The sequence below is a fragment of the Streptomyces sp. NPDC104367 genome, assembly GCF_055583825.1.
Map to the genome: position 1 here is coordinate 1 of NZ_JBVJND010000009.1, position 24754 is coordinate 24754.

The 24754-nt window shown below is 72.4% G+C and carries 17 protein-coding genes, 1 tRNA gene and 1 pseudogene; 7 read left to right on the forward strand and 12 right to left on the reverse strand.

Annotation, left to right across the window (positions count from 1 at the left end; genetic code table 11):
* A pseudogene (locus tag ACZ619_RS15290) lies at positions 1 to 291 on the forward strand (2-oxoacid:ferredoxin oxidoreductase subunit beta); the annotation flags it as partial.
* Between the two features lie 62 nt (positions 292 to 353).
* On the opposite strand, the gene ACZ619_RS15295 reads toward ACZ619_RS15290, so the two are convergent.
* The 11 genes from ACZ619_RS15295 to ACZ619_RS15345 form a co-directional block, all read right to left on the reverse strand.
* The gene (locus tag ACZ619_RS15295; protein WP_469598768.1) at positions 354 to 1412 is read right to left on the reverse strand and encodes a threonine aldolase family protein; all 1059 of its coding nucleotides are present in this window, start codon (positions 1410 to 1412) and stop codon (positions 354 to 356) included.
* A 52-nt stretch (positions 1413 to 1464) separates the two neighbouring features.
* Complete coding sequence (locus ACZ619_RS15300) at positions 1465 to 2745, reverse strand: homoserine dehydrogenase (RefSeq protein WP_469598770.1); 1281 nt, start codon at positions 2743 to 2745, stop codon at positions 1465 to 1467.
* Positions 2746 to 2918: 173 nt separating this feature from the next.
* Positions 2919 to 5249, reverse strand: coding sequence for an amino acid adenylation domain-containing protein (locus ACZ619_RS15305; RefSeq protein WP_469598772.1), 2331 nt, complete (start codon positions 5247 to 5249; stop codon positions 2919 to 2921).
* Positions 5246 to 6037 (reverse strand): hypothetical protein, encoded by a 792-nt coding sequence (locus ACZ619_RS15310; protein WP_469598774.1) that lies wholly within the window; start codon positions 6035 to 6037, stop codon positions 5246 to 5248. Before ACZ619_RS15310 ends, ACZ619_RS15305 begins: the two co-directional genes overlap by 4 nt.
* Positions 6034 to 7047, reverse strand: a complete 1014-nt coding sequence (locus ACZ619_RS15315) for an NAD-dependent epimerase/dehydratase family protein (protein ID WP_469598775.1) — start codon at positions 7045 to 7047, stop codon at positions 6034 to 6036. The genes ACZ619_RS15310 and ACZ619_RS15315 overlap by 4 nt, the downstream gene beginning before the upstream one ends.
* 2 nt (positions 7048 to 7049) lie before the next feature.
* Positions 7050 to 8333, reverse strand: coding sequence for a cytochrome P450 family protein (locus tag ACZ619_RS15320; RefSeq protein ID WP_469598777.1), 1284 nt, complete (start codon positions 8331 to 8333; stop codon positions 7050 to 7052).
* Positions 8334 to 8358: 25 nt separating this feature from the next.
* Positions 8359 to 9630: an MFS transporter gene (locus ACZ619_RS15325; protein WP_469598779.1), complete on the reverse strand. Its 1272-nt coding sequence runs from the start codon at positions 9628 to 9630 to the stop codon at positions 8359 to 8361.
* Positions 9620 to 13309, reverse strand: coding sequence for a type I polyketide synthase (locus ACZ619_RS15330; protein ID WP_469598781.1), 3690 nt, complete (start codon positions 13307 to 13309; stop codon positions 9620 to 9622). Before ACZ619_RS15330 ends, ACZ619_RS15325 begins: the two co-directional genes overlap by 11 nt.
* Positions 13306 to 16749 carry a non-ribosomal peptide synthetase gene (locus ACZ619_RS15335; RefSeq protein ID WP_469598783.1) on the reverse strand — a complete coding sequence of 1148 codons (3444 nt, stop codon included), beginning with the start codon at positions 16747 to 16749 and terminating at the stop codon, positions 13306 to 13308. The genes ACZ619_RS15330 and ACZ619_RS15335 overlap by 4 nt, the downstream gene beginning before the upstream one ends.
* Positions 16750 to 16816: 67 nt before the next feature.
* Entirely contained in the window at positions 16817 to 18469 is a 1653-nt protein-coding gene (locus tag ACZ619_RS15340; RefSeq protein ID WP_469598785.1) for a condensation domain-containing protein, read from the reverse strand.
* Between the two features lie 36 nt (positions 18470 to 18505).
* A complete protein-coding gene (locus ACZ619_RS15345) occupies positions 18506 to 19636 on the reverse strand; it encodes a cytochrome P450 (protein WP_469598787.1) in 1131 nt (376 codons plus the stop codon).
* A gap of 520 nt (positions 19637 to 20156) precedes the next feature.
* On the opposite strand from ACZ619_RS15345, the gene ACZ619_RS15350 reads away from it, so the two are divergent.
* Genes ACZ619_RS15350 through ACZ619_RS15375 form a run of 6 tightly spaced genes read left to right on the forward strand, consistent with a single transcriptional unit; the run spans position 20157 to position 24337 of the window.
* Positions 20157 to 21206 (forward strand): aldo/keto reductase, encoded by a 1050-nt coding sequence (locus ACZ619_RS15350; protein ID WP_469598789.1) that lies wholly within the window; start codon positions 20157 to 20159, stop codon positions 21204 to 21206.
* 58 nt (positions 21207 to 21264) lie between these two features.
* A complete protein-coding gene (locus ACZ619_RS15355; RefSeq protein WP_469598790.1) occupies positions 21265 to 21447 on the forward strand; it encodes a hypothetical protein in 183 nt (60 codons plus the stop codon).
* 50 nt (positions 21448 to 21497) lie between these two features.
* Positions 21498 to 21977, forward strand: coding sequence for a hypothetical protein (locus tag ACZ619_RS15360; protein WP_469598792.1), 480 nt, complete (start codon positions 21498 to 21500; stop codon positions 21975 to 21977).
* A 51-nt stretch (positions 21978 to 22028) separates the two neighbouring features.
* Positions 22029 to 22352, forward strand: a complete 324-nt coding sequence (gene fdxA, locus ACZ619_RS15365; protein WP_469598794.1) for a ferredoxin — start codon at positions 22029 to 22031, stop codon at positions 22350 to 22352.
* A gap of 15 nt (positions 22353 to 22367) precedes the next feature.
* Positions 22368 to 23144, forward strand: coding sequence for a thioesterase II family protein (locus ACZ619_RS15370; RefSeq protein ID WP_469598796.1), 777 nt, complete (start codon positions 22368 to 22370; stop codon positions 23142 to 23144).
* A gap of 5 nt (positions 23145 to 23149) precedes the next feature.
* The gene (locus ACZ619_RS15375; RefSeq protein ID WP_469599215.1) at positions 23150 to 24337 is read left to right on the forward strand and encodes an epoxide hydrolase family protein; all 1188 of its coding nucleotides are present in this window, start codon (positions 23150 to 23152) and stop codon (positions 24335 to 24337) included.
* A 193-nt stretch (positions 24338 to 24530) separates the two neighbouring features.
* On the opposite strand, the gene ACZ619_RS15380 is transcribed toward ACZ619_RS15375, so the two are convergent.
* Positions 24531 to 24614, reverse strand: a tRNA-Leu gene (locus ACZ619_RS15380).
* Between the last annotated feature and the right edge of the window lie 140 nt (positions 24615 to 24754).

Below are 24754 nucleotides of genomic sequence, written 5' to 3' on the forward strand. Positions count from 1 at the left end.
CGCGACCCGCAGACCGGCGACCTGACAGTGGTCGACGTCACCCCGGACAACGAGGCACAGATCGTGGTCCACGACGCCCACACCGCCTCCCCCACGACCGCGTTCGCCCTGTCCCGGCTCGCCGACCCCGACACCCTGCACCACACCCCGCTCGGTGTGTTCCGCTCGGTCCGACGGCCCGTCTACGACACGGAGATGGCCGAGCAGCTCGACACCGCCGTCGAACAGCACGGCAAGGGCGACCTGACCGCACTCCTCGCCGGCAAGGACACCTGGACCGTCGTCGGCTGAACCCGAGCGGAAGGCGGCGGCACCACCGGCCGAACCGGTGGTGCCGCCGCCTTCTGTTCGCCTCAGCCGGCCGCGAGTTCCTCCCCGACGGCGGCCGCGAACGTGTCCACGTCCTCCTCGGTGGTGTCGAAGGCGGTCACCCAGCGGACCTCACCGGTGCGCTCGTTCCAGACGTGGAACGGGAAGCGTTTCAGCAGCCGTCGCGTGGCGTCCGGCGGCAGGACGGCGAAGACGTGGTTGGTCTGGACGGGGCGGGTGACGGTGAGGCCCGGCAGCCCGCGCACCGCCCTGTGGAGCCGGTCGGCCATGGCGTTGGCGCGGGCCGCCGAGCGCAGCCACAGGTCGCCGTCGAGCAGCGCGTCCAACTGGGCCGAGACGAAGCGGGTCTTGGAAGCCAGCTGCATGACGGACTTCTGGATGAGTCCGACGCTTCGTACGGCCCGCGGCTCAAGGACGATCACCGCGTCCCCGAGGAGCAGCCCGTTCTTGGAGCCGCCGAACGACAGCACGTCCACGCCGGCGCCCGTCGTCATGTCGTACAGGGACACGCCGAGGTGGGCGGCCGCGTTGGCGATGCGGGCGCCGTCCATGTGCACCAGCAGGCCCAGGCCGTGGGCCTGCTCGCAGAGGGCGCGGATCTCGTCGGCGGTGTAGCAGAGCCCGGTCTCGGTGCACTGGGTGAGGGAGACGACCCTGGGCTGTGCCCGGTGCCGGTTGCCGAGATCCGCCGCGCGGCGGGCCACCAGTTCGGGGGTGAGCCTGCCGTCCGGGGTGGGCACGGGCAGCAGCTTGATGCCGCCCACCCGCTCCGGTGCGCCGCACTCGTCCACGTTGATGTGTGCCGACTCGGCGCAGATGACGGCCTGGCAGACGTCGAGCATGGCCTGGAGCGCCACCACGTTGGCCCCGGTGCCGTTCAGGACCGGGTGGACGTCCGCCGCGGGACCGAAGTGGCGCCGGACGGTCCGCCGCAGGCGTTCGGTGTGGACGTCACCGCCGTAGCTCGGCTGGTGGCCGCCGTTGGCGCGGGCGATCGCCACCAGCACCTCGGGATGGACCCCGGCGTGGTTGTCGCTGGCGAAACCACGCCGGGTGGGATCGTGGAGGGGGGCTGTCGTCATCGTGCGGCCCTTCCGGCCGGGAGCGTGCGGGTGGTGGTCGAAGGCCCCGCGGTCAGAGGGCCTCGGCGCGCATGGTGCGCGGTACGCCCCGCACCTGGCTCAGGCCGCGCAGTGCCGCCACGGCCGCGGAGAGCGCCCCGTCCAGGGCGCGCTGGGTGGACAGGAACAGCCGGGCGCCGCCGTCGGCACGCGTCTGCCGGAAGTCCTCGACGGACACCCCGTGGCGTTCGAGTACGGCGACCACGGCGCCGACGACGCCCGGCTCGTCCGTCACGTCCAGGGCGATGTGGTAGCGGGTGACCACGTCCCCGATCGGCCGGACCCGCAGTCGCGCGTACGCCGTGTCGTCGGACCCCGTGACCCCGGCGAGCCGGTTGCGGCAGGCGGCGACGAGGTCGCCGAGCACGGAGGCGGCCGTGGGCGCCCCGCCCGCGCCGGGGCCGTAGAACATCAGCTGCCCCGAGGCGTCGGCCTCCACGAACACCGCGTTGAACGCGTCGCGCACCGAGGCCAGCGGATGGCCGGCGGGCAGCATCGCCGGGTGGACCCGGACGGTGATGCCGCCGTCCGGGGCGCGGTCGCAGACGGCGAGGAGTTTGACCACGCGGCCCGCGGACCGGGCGGCGGCCATGTCCGCCGCGGTGATGTCGGTGATGCCCTCACGGTGCACCTGGTCGAGGCGGACCCGGGTGTTGAACGCGAGCCCGGCGAGGATGGCCGCCTTGGCGGCCGCGTCGTGGCCCTCGACGTCGGCGGTCGGATCGGCCTCCGCGTAGCCGAGGGCCATGGCTTCCTTCAGCGCCCTCGGGTACTCCCAGCCGGCGGTGTCCATGCGGTCGAGGATGAAGTTGGTGGTGCCGTTGACGATGCCGAGCACCCGGGTGACCCGGTCGCCGGCCAGCGACTCGCGCAACGGCCTCAGCAGGGGGACGGCACCGGCCACCGCGGCCTCGTAGAACAGGTCGACGCCGCTGTCGCGGGCGGCGGCGTGCAGTGCGGCGCCCTCGGTGGCGATCAGGGCCTTGTTGGCGCTGACGACGGAGGCGCCGTGCGCGAACGCCTTCGTGATCAGGTCGTACGGGCGGTCGATGCCGCCGATGACCTCGATCGCGACGTCGATGTCGCCCCGGGTCACCAGGGCGTCCGCGTCGGTGGTGACGAGGGGGGAGGGGATGCCGGGGCGCGGCAGGTCCGCGCGGCGGACCGCGACCCCGGCGAGCTCCACCCGGGCGCCGATGCGTGCGGTGAGGTCGGCTTCGTGAGCCGCCAGATACCGTGCGACATCGCTGCCGACGACGCCGCAACCCAGCAAGGCTACTTTCAGAGTGCGCATGTCGGACTGCTCCGTTTCCGAGACCGAGATGAGAGGGCCGTGGTCGGCCGGGGAGAGGAAAGGGCGTGGACGTCCGGCGGGCGGTCCCGCGTCCACGGTGGCGAGCCCGGGCGGTGCCGACAGGGATGTGCCGGCACCGCCGCGAGCGAGGCCCACGGGGTGATGTGGGCGGTCTACGGGGTGATGAGGCCGGCGATCGCGCCGACCGTGGGATCGTCGAAGAGCTGCCTGATCCGCAGGCGCACACCCGAGCGCTCGTGGATGTCGTTGATCAGCCGGCTGGCCAGCAGGGAGTTGCCGCCCGAGCTGAAGAAGTGCTGCCCGACGCCGACGTCCGGGATGCCGAGCAGCTCGGTGAACAGCTCGGCCACCAGGATCTCCCCCGTCGTGGCCGGTTCACGTCCCGCGCGGGCCACCTGGGACTCGGGCCGGGGCAGGGCTGCCCGGTCCAGCTTCTCGTTGGCGGTGAGCGGCAGCCGCTCCAGGACGACGAACGCGCTCGGCACCATGTAGTCGGGCAGCACCGACTCGGCCTGCGCGCGCAGCTTGTCCAGGTCGGGGGCCGTGTCGTGCGCGGAGACCACGTACGCCACCAGTCTCTGGTCGCCCGGAGTGTCCTCGCGCACGAGGCAGACCGCCTGGCCGAGCTGCCCGTTGCGCAGCAGGACGGACTCGATCTCCCCCAGCTCGACCCGGAACCCCCGGATCTTGACCTGGTGGTCGAGCCGGCCGAAGAACTCGATCACGCCGTCGGCCCGCCAGCGTGCCGCGTCCCCGGACCGGTACATGCGGGCGCCGGGCCCGCCGTACGGGTCGTCGACGAAGCGCTCGGCGGTCAGGTCCGGCCGGCCCAGGTATCCCTCGGCCAGCTGGACACCGGCGAGGTACAGCTCGCCGGTCGCCCCGGGCGGCAGTTGGCGGCGCTGCTCGTCGAGCACGTAGAGGCGGGTGTTCCACACCGGCCGGCCGATCAGCACCGGGCCGGGCTCGGGCTTCTTCGGGCACAGCATCGAGGTCACGTCCACGGCCGCCTCGGTGGGGCCGTAGACGTTGAACAGGTCGGCGTCGAGGACCGAGGAGAACCAGGCCTGCAGTTCGGCGGGCAGGGCCTCGCCACCGCACACCACACGGCGCAGGCTCGTGCAGGCGGCGGCGCCCGGCTCCGCCAGGAACACCTTCAGGCCGGAGGGCACGAAGTGCGTGATGGTGATGTTCTCGGTGACGATCGTCTCGGCCAGGTACGCGGGGTCGCGGTGCCCCTCGGGCTCGGCGACCACGATCGACGCCCCGGCGAGCAGCGGCCAGAACACCTCGCGCACGGTCACGTCGAACCCGGCCGGCGTCTTCTGCAGCAGCCGGTCGTCCGGGCCCAGCGGAATCTGGTGCTGCATGTGGTGCAGCCGGTTGGTGATGGCGCGGTGGGCGACCACCACGCCCTTGGGGCGTCCCGTCGAACCCGAGGTGTAGAGCACGTACGCCGGGGAGTCGGGGGTGAGCGGTGCGCGCCGGTCGGCGTCCGTGGGCGGGGCCGGGGTGGCCGCCGCGAGCCGGGCCACGGCGTCGGGGGTGTCCAGGACCAGCTGGCGCGCGGGCACCAGGACCGAGTCCGTCAGTTCCCGCACGGTCACCACATGGGTGACCTGGGCGTCGGCGAGGACCTGGTTGACGCGTTCCACCGGGTAGCTCGTGTCCACCGGCAGATAGGCGGCGCCCGTCTTGACGATGGCGAGGGCCGTGACGACGTAGTCGGCCGACCGGGGCAGCACCATGGCGACGATGTCCCCGTGGCCGGCGCCGTCGGCGATCAGCAGCCGGGCGATCCGGCTGGCGCGCCCGTCCAGTTCGGCGTAGCTGAGCCGCTGGTCGCGGTGGCTGAGGGCGGTCCGCTCCGGGTGCGCCGCGGCGTTCGCCTCGACCAGCTCGGGAAGCGTCAGGGTCGGCACCTGGTGCGCGGTGTCGTTCCACACGTGCATGATCTGGTGGTGCTCGGCAGGCGTGAGCAGCTCGACGCCGCCCACCTCGGCCGTCGGGCCGGCGTCCAGGAGGCGCCGGGTGAAGTGGCCGAGACGGTCGGTGTGCGCCGCCACCTCCTCGTCGCTGTGGCGCTCCGGGTTGCCCCGCGCCCGGGCGTCGAGGCGGCCGTCCGCGTCGAGGGTGAGGACGAAGGCGAGGTCGTCCACCGCCACCAGGCCCGCGTCGAGGAGCACCTGTGTGCCGCCGGACACGGCGCCGGCCCCGGCCGCCACCGGCGAGGTGCGCGCCGCGCGGACCCGCTCCACCAGCTCGGCCAGGGTCGTCGTGGGCTCGACACGGATCCTGAGCGGCCCGGCCAGGCCGGCCACCCTGAGCTCCACGTCCCTGTCCGAGGTCAGCCGGTGGCGGTAGGCCGCGGCGCAGGCGAGGGCGTGGTCGGCCCAGTCGGCGTCCGGCTCCGCGGTGCCGTCGTCGAGGACGGTCCCGCTCGCGGACGTGGTCCGCGACGCTTGTGTGTCGTACACGGTCATGCGCCACGCTCCAGCAGGAATCGGTGGACGGCCTCGGCCACGCCCGGGGTGTCGAGCAGCGCCGCGGTGTCCACGGGGAAGCGCCGTGCGGCGTGTGCGTGCACGGCACCCGGACCGCCGTGCGCGGAGGTCAGGGCGAGCGCCTCGGCCCAGCCCTCCTCCGGGTCCAGTTGCAGGGCCGCGTGCAGGTAGGAGACGTAGGACCGAAACAGGCCGAGCAGGTCCTCGGTGGTCTCCTCGTCAAGGCCGAGCAGGTCGAAGGCGCTGCCCGCGACGGTCTCGTAGACCTTGACGACCTGCGCCGCGACGACGGTGAAGTCGTCCTCGCCGGCCGTCACGCGGACGACCTCGGCGATGGCGCCGGCGCGCTCCTCCTCGGGGACCACCGTGAGGGTGTCGACGGCCTTGCGGAAGTCGCGGTACAGGCTCAGCCGGTCCACCGGCTCGGGGTCGAGCAGCAGCAGGGCCGGCCGCTCCCCCTGCTCCTCGGCGATCTCGTCGGCGAGGGCCGCGGCGAACACGGCGCCCACGCAGTAGCCCATGACGGTGTCGATCCGCCGCCGGCCCTCCGGGAGCCTGCGCCACCGGGTCAGGTAGTCGGCTGCCGACAGCAACTCGCGCTCGGACTCCAGGGGTTGGGTGGTGTGCCAGATCTCCCGGCGCGGTGTCAGACGCGCGGCGAGTCGGCGGAAGTCGGCCTCTGGCCTGCCGGTGGAGTCGAAGTCCACCGCGAGGACCGTACGGGACGGGTCGCCCTCGCCGATCCTGCGCCAGCTGTCTGTGCTCATCGCGGTTCGCCTTCCACATTCTTCAGCAGCTCGGCCTCCTCGGCCGGGGTGAGCCCCGCCTCGCGCTCGCGGTCGAGGCCGAGGTGGCGCTCGTGGGCGAGGACGTCGGCGACGACGTCCTCGATCGGGCGGTGGGTGAGGCCGGCGGCGACGGCCCGGGTGTGGTCGTGGGCCATGAAGCCGCGGTCCTCCGGGGGCACCCACAGCGGCAGCGACTTGGGTCCCCGCCACACCTGCACCCCGGCCCGGTCCAGATGCTGCTCGGCGACCGGGACGAGTTCGGTGTCCGGTGCGCCGACCGCCTTGACGATCAGGTCGAGCAGATCGCCGAAGGGCAGACTCGGGCCGACGCCGTTGAAGGTGCCTCCGACACGTTGTTCCCCCGCGTCGACGATCCACGCCGCGAGATCGCGTACGTCGACCGCCTGCGTGGGCTGCTCGGGGACGTCCGGTACGGCGACGCGGCCGCCGCGGGAGATCCGCGCGGGCCAGTAGCCGAAGCGGTCGGAGACGTCGCCGGGGCCCACGATGAGCCCGGAGCGCACGATCAGCGCCCGCTTGCCCAGGGCGGCGCGCACCGCGTTCTCGCAGGCGACCTTGATGGCGCCGTAGAGATGCGGGTGCTCGATGCGTTCCAGTGCCGCCGCACCGGACTCGGCGGGCTCGTGGAGGACCGCGTCCTCGTTCTGCCCGACGGTGACGGCGTCGGCGTACACGTTGATGGAGGACACGAACGTCCAGTGCCGGGCGCGCGTGCCGAGCACCCGCAGCGCCTCCTGGACCCACGGGTACGACATGGTGGCCACGTCCACCACCGCGTCGAAGTCGAGGCCCGCCAGCGGGGCGAGACCGTCGGGGGCGTCCCGGTCGACCTTGACCAGCGTGGCGCCGTCCGGGACGTTCCCGGAGGTGCCGCGCGCCGCGCAGCTGACCTCGTGCCCCCGGCGTACGGCTTCGGTGGCGACGGCGTGCGACAGGAACGCCGTACCGCCCAGTACGAGGATCCGCATGGTCAGGAACCCCCGTGGGCGACGGGGCAGCCGGTCATGGCCGGCTCCTCGGAGGTGTCGGCGGCGGAGCGGGGCCGCAGACGCTCGTACGACACCGGCAGCTTCGCCAGTCCGCGGCTGACCGAGTTGTCGTACACCCACTCGGTGCTCGCGGGGTCGACGGCCAGCGTCAGGCCCTCGAGCCGGCGGAGCAGCGTGGGGAAGACGACATGGCCCTCCAGGCGGGACAGCGGGGCGCCCGGGCAGAAGTGCGGACCGTGACCGAAGGTGAGGTGACGGTTGTTGGTGCGGGTGATGTCCAGGCGGTCGGGGTCCTCGAAGATGTTCGGATCGCGGTTGGCGGCGGCGATCAGCAGGTGGACGAACGCCTCCTTGCCGATGGGGACGCCGTCGATCTGCATGTCCTGCGCGGCGACGCGCAGGGTGCCGCGGTAGCTCGGTGACTCGTAGCGCAGGAACTCCTCGACCGCGGAGACCACCAGGTCGGGCCGGGAGCGCAGCAGGTCGAACTGGTCGCGGTGGGTGAGCAGGGCGTGGACGCCGTTGCCGATGAGGTTGGTGGTGGTGCGCTGGCCCGCGATGATCACCAGCGACATCGTCGAGGCGATCTCGTCGACGGTGAACGTGCCCTCCTCGTCGGCCGCGCGCAGAAGCTGGCTCACCAGGTCGTCGCCCAGGTCACAGCGGCGGGCCTCGAGGAGATCGAGGATGTACTGCTCGAAGGCGGAACTCACCTGCTTGAGACGGTTGTTGGCCTCCTCGTCGGCGTACGGGGCACCGCCGAGGATCTTGGACCAGTCGTAGAGCGTCTCGCGGTCCGAGACGTCCACACGCAGGTACTCGAAGATGACCATGACGGGCAGCACCCGGGCGAACTCCATCAGGTCGATCTCGCCCGACTCCGGGAACGCGTCGATGAGGTCGTCGGCGATCTCCTGGATGCGCGGACGCATCTTCTCCATGCGGCGCGGCACGAACGACTTGCTGACCAGCTTGCGCAGCCGCGAGTGTTCCGGGGCGTCCGCGATGAGCATGTTGCGGGCCTGGACAGGGCTGTTGTCGAAGAGCTGGTCGCGGAACCACTTCGGCGCGTTGTCCAGGGACTTGGAGATACGGCTGTCCCCGAACGCCTTCAGCGCCATCTCGTAGTCCGACACGATGTACGCCTCGGCGCCCGGCGGATGGTTGATGGCGCGCACGGGGCAGGCGGACCGCAGCTGCGCGTAGGTCGCGTTCCGGTCGTCGATCGGATGGGTGAAGAACTCCGGGGGCAGCACGTCTGTCATGACAACTCCTTGGTGGTGGTTCGGTTCACGTCAGGTCCTGGACCGAGGCCAGGGTCCGGATGCCCTTGGTCAGGGTGGGCAGGGCACCGAGGGTGGCGATGGCACCGATGACGGTGAAGACCCAGACCGGGCCCGCGGCCTGGAAGACGGCGCCGATCGCGAGGACGCCGAGGGGCGAGACGACCGTGGAGCTGAAGACGATCGCTCCGAGGACCCGGCCCTGGAGCTCGTCGGGCACGACTTTGGCCGTGTAGGTGAGGAACAGCGCGTTGATGATCGGTCCGCGGATGTAGACGCAGGCGACGACGATGCCGAGCGGTACGACCCCGGGCATGGTCGCGAGGAGTACGGCGGCGGCCGGCCCGATCCAGTAGCCCGCGATGAACACGGCCGACGGCCGGACCCGCTTGATGACGAACCGCGCCATCAGCGCGCCGGCCAGCCCGCCGGAGCCGGCGATCGCGAGGGTCAGCCCGATGAACGACTCGGACGCTCCGCGCGCGGTCCCGGTGGCGATGACGGCCAGGGAGATCCCGGTCGTGTTGAACGCCAGGTTGGACAGTGTGACGCTGACGATCAGCGGACCCAGCACCGGGTGCTTCGCCAGGTAGCGGAAACCGCCGAGGAGTTCCTTCTTCCCCCCGGCCACCGCGAGCGGCCGTGGCGTCCTGCCGACGAAGAACATCAGCACGGTCGAGACCCCGAAGGAGATGCTCGCGCCGATGAACGGCAGCACCCGTGCCACCCCGTACAGGGCACCGCCGACGGACGGCCCCACCGTGATGGCGCCGAACCACCGGATCTGGTTCTGCGCGGTCGCCTGCGCGAGCTGGTCGGGCCGCACCAACTGCTTGATCATCGCCATGCCGGCGGGCATCGACAGGCCGAAGCAGGCCGCCGACACGATGGCGATGCCGAGCGTCACCACCACGTTCACCGCGTCCGCGAGGACCAGCAGGGTGAACACCCCGAGCAGGGCCGCCCGCAGCAGGCTGCAGCCGATGAGCAGCTGCTTGCGGTCCATCCGGTCGGCGAGGATGCCGCCCCAGAAGGACATCAGGCCCTGCGCGAGCAGCTGGGACGAGCCGACGAGTCCGGCGGCGGCCGCCGAACCCGTCGTGGTCAGGATGAGCAGCGGATAGGCGACACCCGCGGCCTGCTCGCCGACACCGGCGAACGCCTCGCTGCTCCACAGCGCCTGGAAGGACCGGTTGCGCAGCAGCGCCGGCCCGGCGGACGGCCCGGGTGCCGCCCCGGGTGCGTCGGCCGTGATGGCTGTCGTCCGGTCACTCGCCATCGTGCCGCTCCTCGACCGAGTCGTCGGCCAGCAGGCCGCTGAGTTTCGCGGCGAGATCGCCCACGTGGGGCTCCCGCAGCATCGACCAGTGCTCACCGGCCACCGGCACCACGGTGACGTCGGGCCCGTACAGTCCCTTCAGGCCGAGGCGCAGATGCCGGGCCTCCCGGGCTCCGACGCCCACCTTGAACACCGCGGTCGGGCAGCCGACCGGCCGGGGCCGGTAACGCGTCAAGGCGCGGAACTTGTCGACCAGCAGCCTGCGCAGTGCCGGGTTGCGCCGGGCCTGCGCCCCCGCCTCACCCACGCCGAGTGCGGCGCGGGCCATGAGCCGCAGGTGCCCCAGCACGAACGAGGGGTCGGCACCGATGCGGCGGCCCGCCCGGCCGGGCATGTACGCGTCCAGGCAGACGAGCAGGTCGACCCGTGCCCCGCGCCGCGCCAGCAGACTCGCCATCTCGTGGGCCACGACGGCGCCGAAGGACCAGCCGCCGATGGTGTACGGGCCCTCGGCCTGGAGCCCGGTCAGCGTCTCCACGTGGAACGCGGCGATCTCCTCGATCCGCGCCCCGTCGACGCCCCTGGGCTCCAGCCCCAGCACCGGGCGCGCCGTGTCCAGGCCGTCGGACAGGGCGAGGTAGCTCAGCGTGGAGTCGACCGCGTCCGCCACCAGGAACACGGGCCTGCCCGAGCCCTCGCGCAGCCGGGTGAAGCGCGGCTCGGGCGGGGCGGCCGCCCCGGTGCCGACCGCGTCGGCGCCGGCCCCCTCGGACGGGGTCTCCCCGAGAGGACCGTCGCCCAGCTGCTCCTCCGCGACCCGGCGCAGACGGCCGAAGGTCGGCTCACGCATGAACTCGGCGACGGGGACGACGACGTGGGCCTTCTCCCGTAGCTGGGTCATCAGGTTCAGCACCACCAGCGACTCACCGCCGAGGTCGAAGAAGTTGTCCGCGTCGGAGGCCGACGCCACGCCCAGCGACCGGCACCACAGCTCCTCGGCCAGGCGCCGGGCCGCGGACCCCCGGTCGGCGCCGTCGGCCCGCGCGGTGTCGGGGCGCGGTGCCTCGGTCCCGGGGTCCCGCCCGGCGAAGGGGTGGCCCGGCAGCGAGCACCGGCGGACGGTGTCCGGCGCGCCGTCGTGGACCGCCCCGGCCGCGGCCAGGACGGGGCCGGCGACGTCCAGGCCGCGCTCCCACAGCGCCCCGAGGCCGCGCAGCAGCCCGCGCTCCTCGTCCTGCTCCCGGCCCAGCAGCGGCACCACGGCGCGGGCCGGGTCCCACTGGGGGGCGAGGCGCAGCACGCCCAGCATCGTGCTGCCCGGGCCGAGTTCGACGAACGTGTCGCAGTCGGAGGCGAGCAGGGTCGCCATACCGGCGTCCAGCTGGACGGGCCTGCGCACATGCGCACCCCAGTAGTCGGGGCCCGACACGGCGTCGGGGTCGGCCCAGTCGCCGGTGACGTTCGAGACCACCCGCAGGTCGGGCAGCCGGGTGGGCATGGCCGAGATCAGCTCCACGAGACGGTCGGCCACGGGGGCCAGCAGTTCGCAGTGAGCGGCCCGGTCGACGTTGAGCGGCTTCAGGTCCAGGCCGGCCAGCGCGTCGCTCTCGATCAGCTCCGTCATGGCCTGCGCGGGGCCGGAGAGCACCACGCCGCCCCGGCTGAACATGGAGACGGTCACCTCGTCGCCCAGCCGCACCCTGCGGGCCACTTCCTCCACGGGGGCGTTGACCGCGAGCATCCGGCCGGGTGCCGTGGCCCGCAGCCCTTCGGCGCGCTCGTGGACCAGGACGGCCGCGTCGGTCGGCGACCACACTCCGGCGAGCGCGGCGGCGGCGTACTCGCCGACGCTGTTGCCGAAGAGCGCCGCCGGCTTCACCCCCCACTCCTGCAACTGCCGGGCGAGTGCGTAGCCGAGCGTGTAGAGCCCCAGTTGCTGGTGCGCCCAGTCGTCGAACCACTCCGGTGCCACGGGGGTGCCGGAGACCATCGGGGACAGGTCGACCCCGAAGCGGGCCCTGGCGAAGCCGGCGATCTCGTCGAAGTGCTCACGGAACACCGGCAGCAGCCGGTACGGGGCCGCGCCCGCCGGATGCCGCAGCACTCCGTGCCCGGGGAAGAGGAACGCCACCTGTGACAGCGACCGCCGCTGCGGTGCGCGCACGCCACGCAGCAGCCGGGCCGCCTCGGCGTGGTCGCGCGCGACGACACAGGCCCGGTGCGGATGCCGCCTGCGGTCCGCCAGCGTCCGTGCCACCGCGTCGAGCGCGGGCGCGGGTTCGGCTTCGAGCCGCTCGGCGAGCTGACGGCCGTACGGTCCGAGGGCCTCGGACGTGGCGGCGGAGAGCAGCAGTGCCCGGGCCGACGAGCCCTCGGCGGGTGCCGGGAGCGGGGGCGCCGCGGCGAGGACGACATGGGCGTTGGTGCCGCCCACACCGAAGGCGCTGACCGCGGCGACGGGGGTCCGGCCCGCGGGCCAGGGGCGGCTGTCGACGCACACCTCGAAGGGCGACGTGTCCAGGTCGAGCAGCGGGTTCGGCCTGGTGTAGTGCAGTGTCGGCACCAGTTCCCGGTGCTCGATCATCAGCACCGTCTTGATGAACCCGGCCACCCCGGCCGCCGCGCTGGTGTGGCCGATGTTGCTCTTGACGGAGCCCAGCCAGGTCGGGTGGTCCTGCGGTGCGACGCCGAACACATCGGTGAGGGCCGCCACTTCGACCGGGTCGCCCATGGGGGTGGCCGTGCCGTGGCACTCGATGTGGTCGATGTCGCCCGGCTCGATCCCGGCGACCCGCTGGGCGTGCCGGATCACCTCGCTCTGGCCGGGGATGGAGGGCGCGGTGAAACCCAGCTTGTCCGAGCCGTCGTTGTTGAGGGCCGAGCCCCGGATCACCGCGGCGATCCGGTCGCCGTCCCGCAGCGCGTCCTCCAGCCGCTTGAGGACGACCACCCCCACGCCCTCGCTGGGCACCGTGCCCGCGGCCTTCTCGTCGAAGGGGCGGCAGTGGCCGTCGGGCGAGAGGATGCTGCCCTGTTCGTGCAGATAGCCCCACTCGCCGGGCGGCGACACGGTGACACCGCCGGCCAGCGCCGCGTCGCACTCGCCGGTCAGCAGCGCCTGGCGGGCCAGGTGGATCGCCGTGAGCGACGTGGAGCACGCCGTCTGCACGGTGATCGCGGGGCCGCGCAGCCCGAGTTTGTACGCCACGCGGGTCGCCACGAAGTCCTTCTCGTGGCTCACCATGCGGACCAGCGGGCTGAGTTCGCCGGAGCTGTCGAGCAGGGTCCGGTCGGACCCGGCGTACACCCCGACGCGTCCCTCGAACCGGGCGGCGTCGAGCGCGGCGTCGTCGAGGGCGGTCGCGGCGCATTCGAGGAACACCCGCTGCTGCGGGTCGATGTGCGCCGCGTCGGCCCGGTTGTAGCGGAAGTACGTCCAGTCGAAGTTGCGCGAGCCGTCGAGCACGCCCTTGGCCGGTACGAACTCCGGGCGCCGCACGAGTGCGGGGTCCGCGCCCTTGGCGATCAGGGCGTCGACGTCGAACCGCGTGATGCCCTCACGCCCGTCGCGCAGCAGGTGCCAGAACTCGCGTACGTCGGCGGCGCCCGGGTAGCGGCACGCCATTCCGACGACGGCTATCGCCTCGGTGGGCCGGGCCACCGCCTCCGTCCCGTTCACCGGTCCGCCGCCCTTCCGAGTTCCTCCACGAGGTGGCGCACCCGGGCAGCGGTGGGGGTGAGCAGGAAGTCGCGCAGCCGCAGCGTCAGACCGAACTCCTGCTTGACCAGGCGGATCAGCTGGACCGCGCCCAGCGACGTGCCGCCCATCGCGAAGAAGTCGGTGTCGGCGTCGACCGGCCCGGCGGTCTTCCCGGAGCGGTTGCCCGTGCGCTCGACGGCCGTGGCGAACAGCTCGGCGATCCGCGTCGCCACGTCGTCGGCGGGCGGCCGGGCCGCGGGCGCCGCCGGGGCGGGCGCCCGTCCCGCGGCCGTCGCGACGGCGGCCAGGGCCTTGCGGTCGACCTTGCCGTTCGCGGTCAGGGGGATGCGCTCGACCAGCGCCCACAGCGTGGGCACCATGTAGTCCGGGAGCGAGGCGGCCAGATACCTGCGCAGCTCGTCCGTGCCCAGGGTGACACCGGGATCCGGCACCACGGCCGCCACGAGCCGCTTCTCGGCGCTGTCCGACCCGGTGACGACCACCACGCAGTCCTTGACCTGCGGGTGTCCCGCCAGCACATCGCTGATGGCGCTCAGCTCGATGCGGTAGCCGCGCAGCTTGACCTGGTCGTCGGCGCGGCCGAGGAAGGCGAGCCGGCCCCGGGTGTCGAGGCGTACGACGTCGCCGGTGCGGTAGAGCCGCTCCGGCACGTCGGGCGAGAACCATCCGAAACGCCGCCGGGTCTCGGCCTCGTCGCCGATGTATCCGTCGGCCAGTCCCTCGCCTCCGGTGTACAGCTCGCCCACGGAGCCGGGCGGAACGAGCCTGGCCCGCTCGTCGAGGACATGGACGTGGGTGCCGGGCATCGGGGTGCCGATGGGGAGCGGCCCCGACACGTCCTCGGGGCGGGTGACCGTGTGCGTGGTGGTGAACGTGGTGTTCTCGGTGGGCCCGTAGCCGTTGGTGACCACCAGGTGGGGGTGGCGTGTCAGGGCACTGGCGACATGGTCGTGCGGTACGACGTCGCCGCCGGTCAGCAGCTGCTTCAGCGCGCCGAACGAGTCCGGAGCGAACTCCTCGACCAGCCGGAACAGGCCCGCCGTCAGCCAGGCGACGGTCACCTGCCGCTCGACGAGGAAGGCGCCCAGCTCGCTCGGGGAGGGCAGCGAGTCGGCGGGGTAGATCTCCAGCGTGGCGCCGGTGAGGAGCGCGCCCCACAGTTCGAGCGTGGAGGCGTCGAAGGGCAGTGGCGACAGCCGCAACATCCGCTCGCCGGGGCCGGTACGCACGTAGTCGGCCTGGTGGACCAGCCTGATGACGGCGCGGTGGGGGACGCTGACGCCCTTGGGCTGCCCGGTGGAGCCGGAGGTGAAGGCGACGTAGGCCCGGCGTCCGTTGTCCGCCGCGGGACGCTCGGCGCCGTCCGCCGTGTCGGCGGAGGCGGCCCAGGCCGCCTCCCAGGGCGCGACGGCCGGCACGTCCCGCAGCGCGGCGTGGTCGGCCTTGTCCGCCGGGACGATCACGGCCGCCGGCGCGGCCTTGCCCACGATCAGTTCGGTGTGCGCGAGGGGCAGACCGAGGTCCACCCCGACGTAGGCGGCGCCGGCGAAGAGCACGCCGAGGACGGCCACGGCCTCGGCGACGGAGCGTTCCACCGCGACGATGACGGTGTCACCGTCGCGGACACCCGCCCGCCGCAGCAGCCGGGCCTGCCGGTCGGCCGCCCGGGTCAGCTCCGCGTAGGTCAGTTCGACGTCTGCCTCGCGGACCGCGACCGCGTCGGGCGAGCGCCGCGCCGCCCGGCGGAACAGCTCGTCCATGGAGGTGGCCGGGAACTCCTCGCGGACGTCGTTGACCGCGGCCAGCTGCGCACGGCGCTCGGCGGACAGGCAGCGCACGTCCTCCAGTGCCGAGTCCGGGGCGGTCGCCAGCGCCTCGGTGGCGGCACGGAAGTCGGCGATGAACCCGTCGGCCTCGGCCTGTGTCCATACGGCGGTGGCGTACTCGACATGGCCGGCCAGCGTCGGTTCGGCCTGTCCCACCAGCAGGGTGAGGTCGAACTGGGCGCCACCGCCGTGCCCCTCCTCGATCCGGACGTCGAGCGCGGAGGTGCCCAGACGCTGGGGGACCAGCTGGTCGTGCATGCCGAAGCAGACCTGGACCAGCGGGTGGCAGCCCACGCTGCGCTCGATGCCGAGACGGGCGACCAGTTCCTCGAACGGCACCTGTCCCGCGTCGATGCTGAGCGTCAGCGAGTGCTGCACGGAACGCAGGTAGCCGGTGACCGACGCCGAGTCGTCGATGTCGATCCGCACCGGAACGAGGTTGCCCGCCACGCCGACGAGCCCTTCGAGCTCGGAGGTGTCCCGGCCGAGCAGCGGTACGCCGACCAGCAGACTGCGCGCCCCGGTGGTGCGGCCGAGCGTCAGCGCGAACGCGCCGAGCAGCAGGGCGAACGGGGTGATGCCCAGGGCGCGGGCCGTCTCGGTGACGGCGGCGCTGGCCGGGCCGCCCAGGTCGAGGGACCGGCGGTCGCCCGCCGCGTCCTGCACGGCGGGGCGCTGCCGGTCCGCGGGCAGCTCCAGGACGGTGGGCACGGAGTCCAGGTGCCGGGTCCAGAAGTCGGCCTGCCTGTCCCACAGGCCGGCCGCCCGCTGCTCCTCCTGACGCCGGATGAGGGTGCCGAGGGGGACGCCCGGGCCGAAGTCCGCGGGGGTGCCGCCCGACAGTTCCTCGTAGTGGGCGAGGAGTTCCCTGAAGACCAGGCCCACGGCCCAGCCGTCGAGCACCATGTGATGTGCGGTCAGGACGACGGCCTGGCGGCCCGACGCGTGGGTGAAGTGCAGGAAGCGCACGGCGGGCGCGGCCTTGAGGTCGAAGGGGCGCCGCGTGTGCGCCCGGGAGGTACGGCGTACCTCGTCCTCGAAGCCGGCGGCCTCCCCGGCGCAGACGATGCCGGTGAACTCCGCGGTGTGCTCGTCCAGCACCGTGCGCACCACGGCGCCCGTGGCCTCGTCCTCGGTGAAGACGGTGCGCAGCCCCTCGTTGCGGACGACGGTGCGGGCGACGGCCTCCTTGAGGACCTCGACGTCGAGGTCCCCCTTCTCGACGAAGGCGGTGAACACCAGGTTGTAGGGGGAGCCGCCGGTGATGCTCTCGATGAGCCACATGCCCCGCTGGGTGCGGGACAGCCCGCTCTCGGCCGCCGCCGCCTCGGCGGCGGCCACGGCCTCCCGCGGCGCGGCCTCCACCTCGGCGCCCGCCAGGACGGCGGCCAGCGGCTCGCCGCCGAGCAGGGCCTTCATCGGGACTCTCACGCCCAGTTGTTCCCGGGCCAGGGCGGCGAGCCGCATGGCGCGCAGCGAGTCGCCGCCGAGTTCTATGAAGGAGCAGGCACCAAAACTCGCGCTGTCCGCGTCCGTGTCCAGGACCGCGGCAGCAAGGTCGTCAAGCGTCATTGATCAGTCTCTTCCCACGGGTACGAGGAGTGGTCGCGGTCGGCGCGGGCTGCGAAAGGGCCCGGGGTCAGCCGCGGGCGGCGCCGAGGATGCGGTCGCGGGCACCGGACCCGGCGGCGGACGCGCCGGGGCCGGCCGGAGCGGTGAGGAGTTCGGCGTGGCCGCGGACGGTTCCCGCCCGGAAGAGGTCCATGGTCCTCAGGGACTGGCCGGAGGCCTGGCTGAGCCGCTCGACGAGCATGATGAGCAGCAGGGAGTCGCCGCCGGCGTCGAAGAAGCTGACGTCGTCGCCCACCTGGTCGTCGGTCTTGAGGACCTCCTGCCACAGGGAGCGGACGAGTGCGATGCGGGCCTCGCGCGTGGACAGGTCTACGGCAGCGGACTGGTCGGTCACGGTTTCCTCCGGAGAGTCGACGAGTTGGATGGCACAGCGCTGAAGGTCGCTGAGGAGGGCGGCGACGTCGCCCCGGTCGTAGAGGGCCTCGATGAAGTCGGCGGACAGCTCCATCCGCCGGGTGCCGGACTCCTCGGTCACGGTGACGAACAGGCCCAGGTCGTACTTCATGTGCAGGGAGGGCAGGGGCTGGATGCGGCCCACCACGTCCTCGGCCAGATGCAGGTCGGCGGGCACCTCCGCCATGTTCACCAGCACCGCGGACAGCGGCGGCCAGATGACCTTCCGCTCGGGCCGCAGGCCGGCGGCTACGGCCTCGAGCGGCACGTCGGCGTCGACGAAGGCCTCCATGGCGGCGAACCGTGTGGTGCGCAGGAGCTCACGCCAGGTGGTCGCCTCGTCGACGGACACATGGATCATGGCGGTATTCATGAACATGCCAATCGCGTCGGCGTGGGCCGGATCGTCACGGCCGGGCCACCCGAAGGCGAAGAGGAACTCCCGCTGGTCACCCGTGCGCGCCAGGGAGGCGGCGAACAGGGCCGTGGCGACCATGAACGGGGTGCAGCCCTCGGCCTCGGCCACCGCCAGCAGGTCCTCGGTGAGGCCGGCGTCGAGCCGGAGGGCGGCGCTCGCCCCGGACAGCGAAGGGTCGTCGGTCCGCCGGCGGAAGGGGATCCGCACGTCGACGGGGACACCCGCGAGCCGTTCGAGGACCGCGGGCAGCCGTTCCTCCGTCTCCTCGGGTCCCGTCATGGTGACCACGCCGCTGGGGTGCGGAGGCGTGCTCAGGCGGGGTTCGGCACCGGCGAGGCCCGCCCGGTACACCTCGGCGATCTCCGCCATGAGCAGCGTGCGCGACCAGCCGTCGCAGACGATGTGGTGCACGGTGAACACCAGCAGCGTGGTCACCGCGTCGATGCGGATCACCTCGGCACGGGCGGGCGCCTCGTCGGCGAGGTCGAAGGGCGTGTAGCACAGGAGCTCCACGAGCCGGTCCAGCTCCCGCGCGGACCAGCCCTCGGCCGCGGCGTCGAGGAAGCCGGCCTCGGCGGGCGGGGCGTCCGTGCGGTACTCGATCCGCTTGTTCCAGGCGTCGAGCCGGAAACGGGAGCGCAGCGCGGGATGCCGGCCCAGGACCCGTCGTACGGAGGCCACGAGCAGGTCGTGGTCCACCGGTCCCGAGAACCGCACGACGGTGGGGATCAGGCTCGTGGGACGCAGGTGCTCCACCCGGTCCAGGACCCACAGCCCCTTCTGCGCCGCGTTGGCTTCGTACCACCGGGGCTCCGTGGCCGGCCGGGTGGGCGGGAGGTCGTCTTTCACCGTTCGGTCTTCTTCCACCGTTTCCATCGGATCCCCTCAGGAGCGCCGGCGCGCGGTGACGGGCACGTGCTTGTAGCCGGACGCGAAGTTGGAGATGAGCCGCTCGGGCTTGCCGGCCGGCTCGAAGTCCTCGTAGCGGGCGAAGAGTTCCTCGAACAGGACGCCGACGGTGATGCGGGCGACGCTGTGCCCGACGCAGTAGTGCGGGCCGATGCCGAAGGCGAGGTGTTTGTTGGGCCTGCGCCGGATGTCGAAGACCTCGCTGTTCTCGAACACCTCCTCGTCGCGGTTGGCGGAGCCGAGCCAGGCGACGACGGCGTCACCGGCGGCGATGCGCGTACCGCGCACGACCGTGTCCCGGGTGGCGTAGCGCAGGACGTGGTTGACCGGTGAGGCCCAGCGCAGCGCCTCCTCGTAGGCCGTCCCGTTGACCTCCGGGTGGGCCGCCCAGTCCGCCATCACGTCGGTGCCGGTGAACTCGGCGAGGAAGAAGGTGGGGGCGTGCGGGGTGGTGACGTTGGCGCCCAGCAGCAGGCTGTAGCAGTTCGCGACGATCTCGCTCGCGGACATGTGCCGGCCCTCGAAGCGGGTGGAGATCAGCACACTGAGCAGGTCGTCACCGAGGTGGTCGCGCCGGTGGCGCATGAGGTCCTGGAAGTAGCCGAACAGCTCGCGGTGCGCCGCCTGAAGCGTCGCATCCTTGCCGCCCGGGTCCTGGAACTCCGGGTCGTCGGCGGCGATGCACACGGTGGTCAGCCTGCTCAGCCAGGCCCAGTCCGCCTCCGGCAGCCCCATCATCGTGCCGGTGACCGACATCGGCAGCGCCAGCATGGCCGTGCCGAAGTCGAACGCCTGGCCCGAGCCGAGCGGTTCGAGTAGGTCGACCACCTTCCCCCGGATCGTCTCCCGCTGGCGGTCCACCGCCTTCACGGCGAGGGCCTTCTTCAGCCGGGCCTGCCGTTCGGTGTGCCGGGGCGGGTCCGTGACGGCCAGCTGCTGCCCGCCGGCGGGGTCGTCGGTGCCGAGCAGGTCGAGCAGGGTGCCCCGCTCGGAGGTGAACGTGGCGGAGTCGCGCAGCACCAGATCGGTGTCGGCGTACTTCACCACGGACCAGAAGCCGCGCGAGTCGTCCACCTGGTGCCAGCTGAGACCCTCTTCCTGACGCAACCGGCGCCAGATCCCGTAGGCGTCTCCGCTGCTGTAGAGGGTGGGGTCGATGAGGTCGGCTGATGCCGCATCGACGGGGCAGCCGGCGGAACGAGTTTCGTGCCTGGAGATGGCCCGACTCCTTTCACGGAAGCATCGCGGTACGGAGGGCGGACGGCCCAGGCCGGCCTGGGCGTCGGACGAAGAGAAAGCACGCCGCCCGCGCATTCGAAAAGGAGCGGGGGCGAGTCGCGAGAATCGAGCGGTTTGCCGCCCGCGACCGACATGACTGGACCGTATCCCCTGGCCTCTCGCACCGGGCAAGCGGCGACGACCCATACCCCGACTACTTGTGCAACTTGCCCATCTGGCGCCGGGCAACCGGCCATGTGCTGAACCCTGTTGCACACCGCGCGTAGGCTCCCGGTCCAGCTCGCACACCCACTTCCCCGGATACCGCCGCACAACCCGCGGGCTGCACGTTCGCATCCGGAGAAACCCCGAACCATTTCGGCAAGTCGACCTTGCAAGGAGCATGCCCATGCGTTACCGCACGCTCGGCGGGACCGGCATGGAAGTGAGCGCGTACTGCCTCGGCACCATGAATTTCGGCTACGTCGCCAATTCCGACCACGAATCCTGTATTCGCATCGTCAACACGGCCCTCGACCAGGGAATCAACTTCGTCGACACCGCGGACATGTATGCGGCGGGCGAATCGGAAACCATCGTGGGAAAGGCGCTCAAGGGGCGTCGCGACGACGTGGTGCTCGCCACGAAGGTGCACTTCCAGATGGGCGAGGGCCGTAATCGCAGTGGCAATTCACGTCGCTGGATCACCCAGGCGGTGGAGGACAGCCTCCGCCGGCTGCGGACCGACTGGATCGACCTCTACCAGGTACACCGCCCCGACTACTCCACCGATGTGGAGGAGACCCTCGGGGTCCTCACCGACCTCGTCCGCCAGGGAAAGATCCGCGCCTTCGGGTGTTCGTCCTTCCCGGTGGCGGACATCGTCGACTCACACCATGTGGCCGAGCGCCGCGGCCTGATGCGCTTCCGCACCGAGCAGCCTCCGTACTCGCTGCTCGCCCGTGGCGTCGAGGCCGATGTCCTGCCCGCCTGCCAGCGCCACCGGATGGGCGTGCTGACCTTCAGCCCGCTCGCCTTCGGGTTCCTGTCCGGCAAGTACCGCAAGGGCGACGCCATCGACCTCACCCGAGGCCGCCCCGCGATCGTGCCCGCGCGTTTCGACCCGGCGCTGGACCGGAACACGGCGAAGTTCGACGCCCTGGAGCAGTTGATCGGCCTCGCCGGCGACATCGGCTGCACGCTGCCCGAACTCGCCCTGGCCTTCGTCACCGCGCACCCCGCCGTCACCTCCGCGATCACCGGCCCGCGCACCATGGACCACCTCGACAGCGCCCTCAAGGGTGCTGCGCTCACCCTCGACGACGCGGTCCTCGACCGCATCGACGAGATCGTCCCGCCGGGGACCGACCTCTACGACCCGCTCGCCTCCTGGCCGCCGCCGGCCCTCGCGACCCCCGCGTTGCGCCGCCGGCCGCCCGGGGACCGGGCTGCGGCCTGACGCGCCACCACCGTGCCGTGTTCACCCACCACACCGACCGGAAGCCGAGGCATCCGAGATGAGTCAGAACGAGCAGCCGTCCGACGACCACGCCGTCACGCCCTCACGTACTCGCATGGACCCCATGGAGACCTTCGAACGCTCCGAGGGACGCGCGATGCAGTGCCGCCACCACACCTGGGACCACAACCCGGGCGGAGAGAACTGCCCCTTCGCCGACCCCATCTCGCTCGGACTGTGACGCGCGGCGGACCCGCACCGCGCTGAACCCCACACCAAGGAGATTCCATCGTGAGCCGGGACGAACTCTTGGCGCGCTCGGAGACCGCCGTGGTCGACGCGTACTCCCTGTACCGCATCGCCCTGGGACACACCCCACGCGGATCCGTCCTGCGAGACGCGGCTCTGACCGGTGACATCCGACTGGTCGTGCCCGCGTTCAGCTTCGGCGTCGCCTGCGCCATGCGTACCTGCTGGGACGAGGAGTGCGACGAACGGCACCCGCCCGGCGCCGGGGCGACGATCCGCCGGTTCCTCGGCGGCCGCGGCGTCGAGCCCGCCGAACCCACACCGGAGGCGACGGTGACGGCCGGGCAGCTGTACGCGGACTGCGCCCAGCACCGGGTCACGGGCGCCGAGGTCCTCGCCGCCTGCCACACGGTGGTGCTGGCCGGCGACCGCGGGACGTCCCTGCTCTCGGCGGCCCGGGCGTCGTACTGCTACCTGCCGCTGGCCGACCGCCGGCCGAGCCTGCGCATCGACTACGTCTGACACCGCGCCCCGATCCGACTCCGCCACCACCGAACGGGAGAAGCAACCCCCATGTCGTATGTGATCGCGCAGCCCTGCGCCGACGTCAAGGACAAGGCCTGCCTCGACGAGTGCCCCGTCGACTGCATCTACGAGGGTGAGCGCGCCCTCTACATCCAGCCCGACGAATGCGTCGACTGCGGCGCCTGCGAGCCGGTGTGCCCCGTGGAGGCCATCTTCTACGAGGACGACGTCCCCTCGGACTGGCAGGGCTACATCGAGGCCAACGCGGAGTTCTTCACCGAGCTCGGATCGCCGGGCGGCGCCTCGAAGCTGGGCCTGATCGAGCACGACCACCCCCTGGTCGCCGCGCAGCCCCAGCAGACCCCGGCCTGAGAGGGAATCGTGAGCATGACTGTCCCGTCCCCCTGGCTCAAGCGCATCGGGGGGCCCGCCCAGGCCGACGGCGGCACGCCCGAGGTGGTGTGCTTCCCCCACTCCGGGGGCGCCGCGAGCTGGTACCGGCCCCTCGCCGCCGAGCTCGGCGACGACATCCCGACCTTCGCGGTGCAGTACCCGGGCCGGCAGGAACGGCACGACGAGCCGGCCCTCACGGATCTGCACGAGCTGGCCGACCGCACCGCCGAGGCGCTCGGCAACGCCGGCACCGGCGTACCGCGGATCTTCTTCGGTCACAGCATGGGCGCCATCCTCGCCTACGAGGTCGCCCAGCGGCTCGGCGAGCGGGGCCCGACGGCGCTGCTCGCCTCGGGCCGCCCCGCCCCCGACCGCGTCCGGCCGACCACGTCGTACCTCCTCGACGACGCGGCGCTGGCCGAGCAGATCTCCTGGCTCGGCGGCACCACGAAGGAACTGCTCGACGACCCCGAGATGCGCTCGCTGCTGCTGCCGGTGATCCGCAGCGACTACCGGGCGAGCGAGACCTACCGCCCCCGGCCGGGCCGCGGTCCGCTGGACTGTTCCCTGATCGCGCTGGGCGGCGACGGGGACCCCGTCGCGCCGCTCGACGGCGTCCGGGCCTGGTCCCGCCACACGACCGGCCCGTTCCGCCTGGAGCTTCTGCCGGGCGGCCACTTCTACCTGCTGGACCACTGGGCGGCCGTAGCCGGCCTCGTACGGAGCTGTGTCCGACCGCTGACGGCGGTTCCTGGAATCCTGCCCGGATGAGCGACATGAACCCCCCTGACCCCGCCCAGCGCGTGGAGCCGTTCCGCCTGGACATCGCGGAGGCCGATCTGGACGATCTGCGCCGGCGGCTGGACCTCACCCGCTGGCCCGACGAACTGCCCGGCGCGGGAAGGGACTACGGGGTGCCGCTCGCACGTCTGCGGGAGCTCACCCGGTACTGGCGGCACGACTACGACTGGCGTGCCGCCGAGGCCCGGCTCAACGAGTGGCCGCAGTACACCACCGTGATCGACGGCGCGCGCGTCCACTTCGCGTACATCCGCTCTCCCGAACCGGCTGCCACACCCCTGTTGATGACCCACGGCTGGCCGGGCTCCCTGGTCGAGTTCACCCACGTCGCCGGGCCCCTCACCGACCCGGCGCGGTACGGCGGCGACCCCGACGACGCCTTCCACCTGGTGCTGCCGAGCATTCCGGGCTTCGGCCTGTCGGGTCCCACCCGTGAGCGCGGCTGGGAACTGCGCAGGGTGACCGCGGCCTTCGCCGAACTCATGCGCCGGCTCGGTCACGCACGCTACGGGGTGCAGGGCGGGGACTGGGGCGCCGCGATCTCCCGCGAACTGGGCCGTACGCGCCCCGAGGTGATCGGCGTCCACCTGAACCTTCTGCCCAACGGCTACATGGCGCACGACCCCGGCGACCTCTCCGGGCTCCCACCGCGGGAGGCCGAGAACACCCGCCGGTCCTGGGCCCGCTTCCAGGCCTGGGTACGCGACCGGCAGGGCTACGCGGACATCCAGTCCACCCGGCCGCAGACCCTGGCGTACGGCCTGACCGACTCGCCGGTCGGCCAACTCGCCTGGATCGTGGAGAAGTTCGACGAATGGGCCGAACACCCCGTCGACCGTGACCTCCTGCTCACCAACGTCATGCTGTACTGGCTGACCGCCACGGCGGGCTCCTCGGCGCGCATCTACTACGAGCGCGCGCACGCGGACTACTGGGGCACCCCGCCCGAGCTCTCCACGGCACCGACCGCCGTCGCCCACTTCCCCCACGACAACTTCGTCCTCCTGGAGCGCATCGCGCAGGAGACGAACAACGTCGTCCAGTGGACGGACCACGACCGCGGTGGCCACTTCCCCGCGCTGGAGGAGCCGGACCTGCTCGTCGACGACATCCGGAGGTTCTTCCGCACCCTGCGCCTCAAGGAGAAGCCAGAAGAAGAGTGAGACGAGCCACAGCCCCACGGATCCGCTGAACCGAAGATCAACAACCCCGGATCGCAACGGCCGGGCGGCCCACCGGCCGCCGGGCCGTCCCGCGTGTGAACACTGTCACACCCCGCTCCGCCCCGCTCTGCCCGGACATACAGAAACGGGCTGATCGTTTTCACGATCAGCCCGTTCCGTCGGTGCTCTTCTGTGCGCGAGGGGGGAGTTGAACCCCCACGCCCTTGCGGGCACTGGAACCTGAATCCAGCGCGTCTGCCTATTCCGCCACCCGCGCATTGGGTGTGTCTTCCGGCCCCGGCCCCGTTTCCTGCGGGCTGACCCCTTCCGACATCCAGAACACTAGCACGTGGGACGGGGTGGGTTCACATCCCTTGTCCCTGGGCAGCGGCCACCGGGCGGCCGCGTACCGAGCGG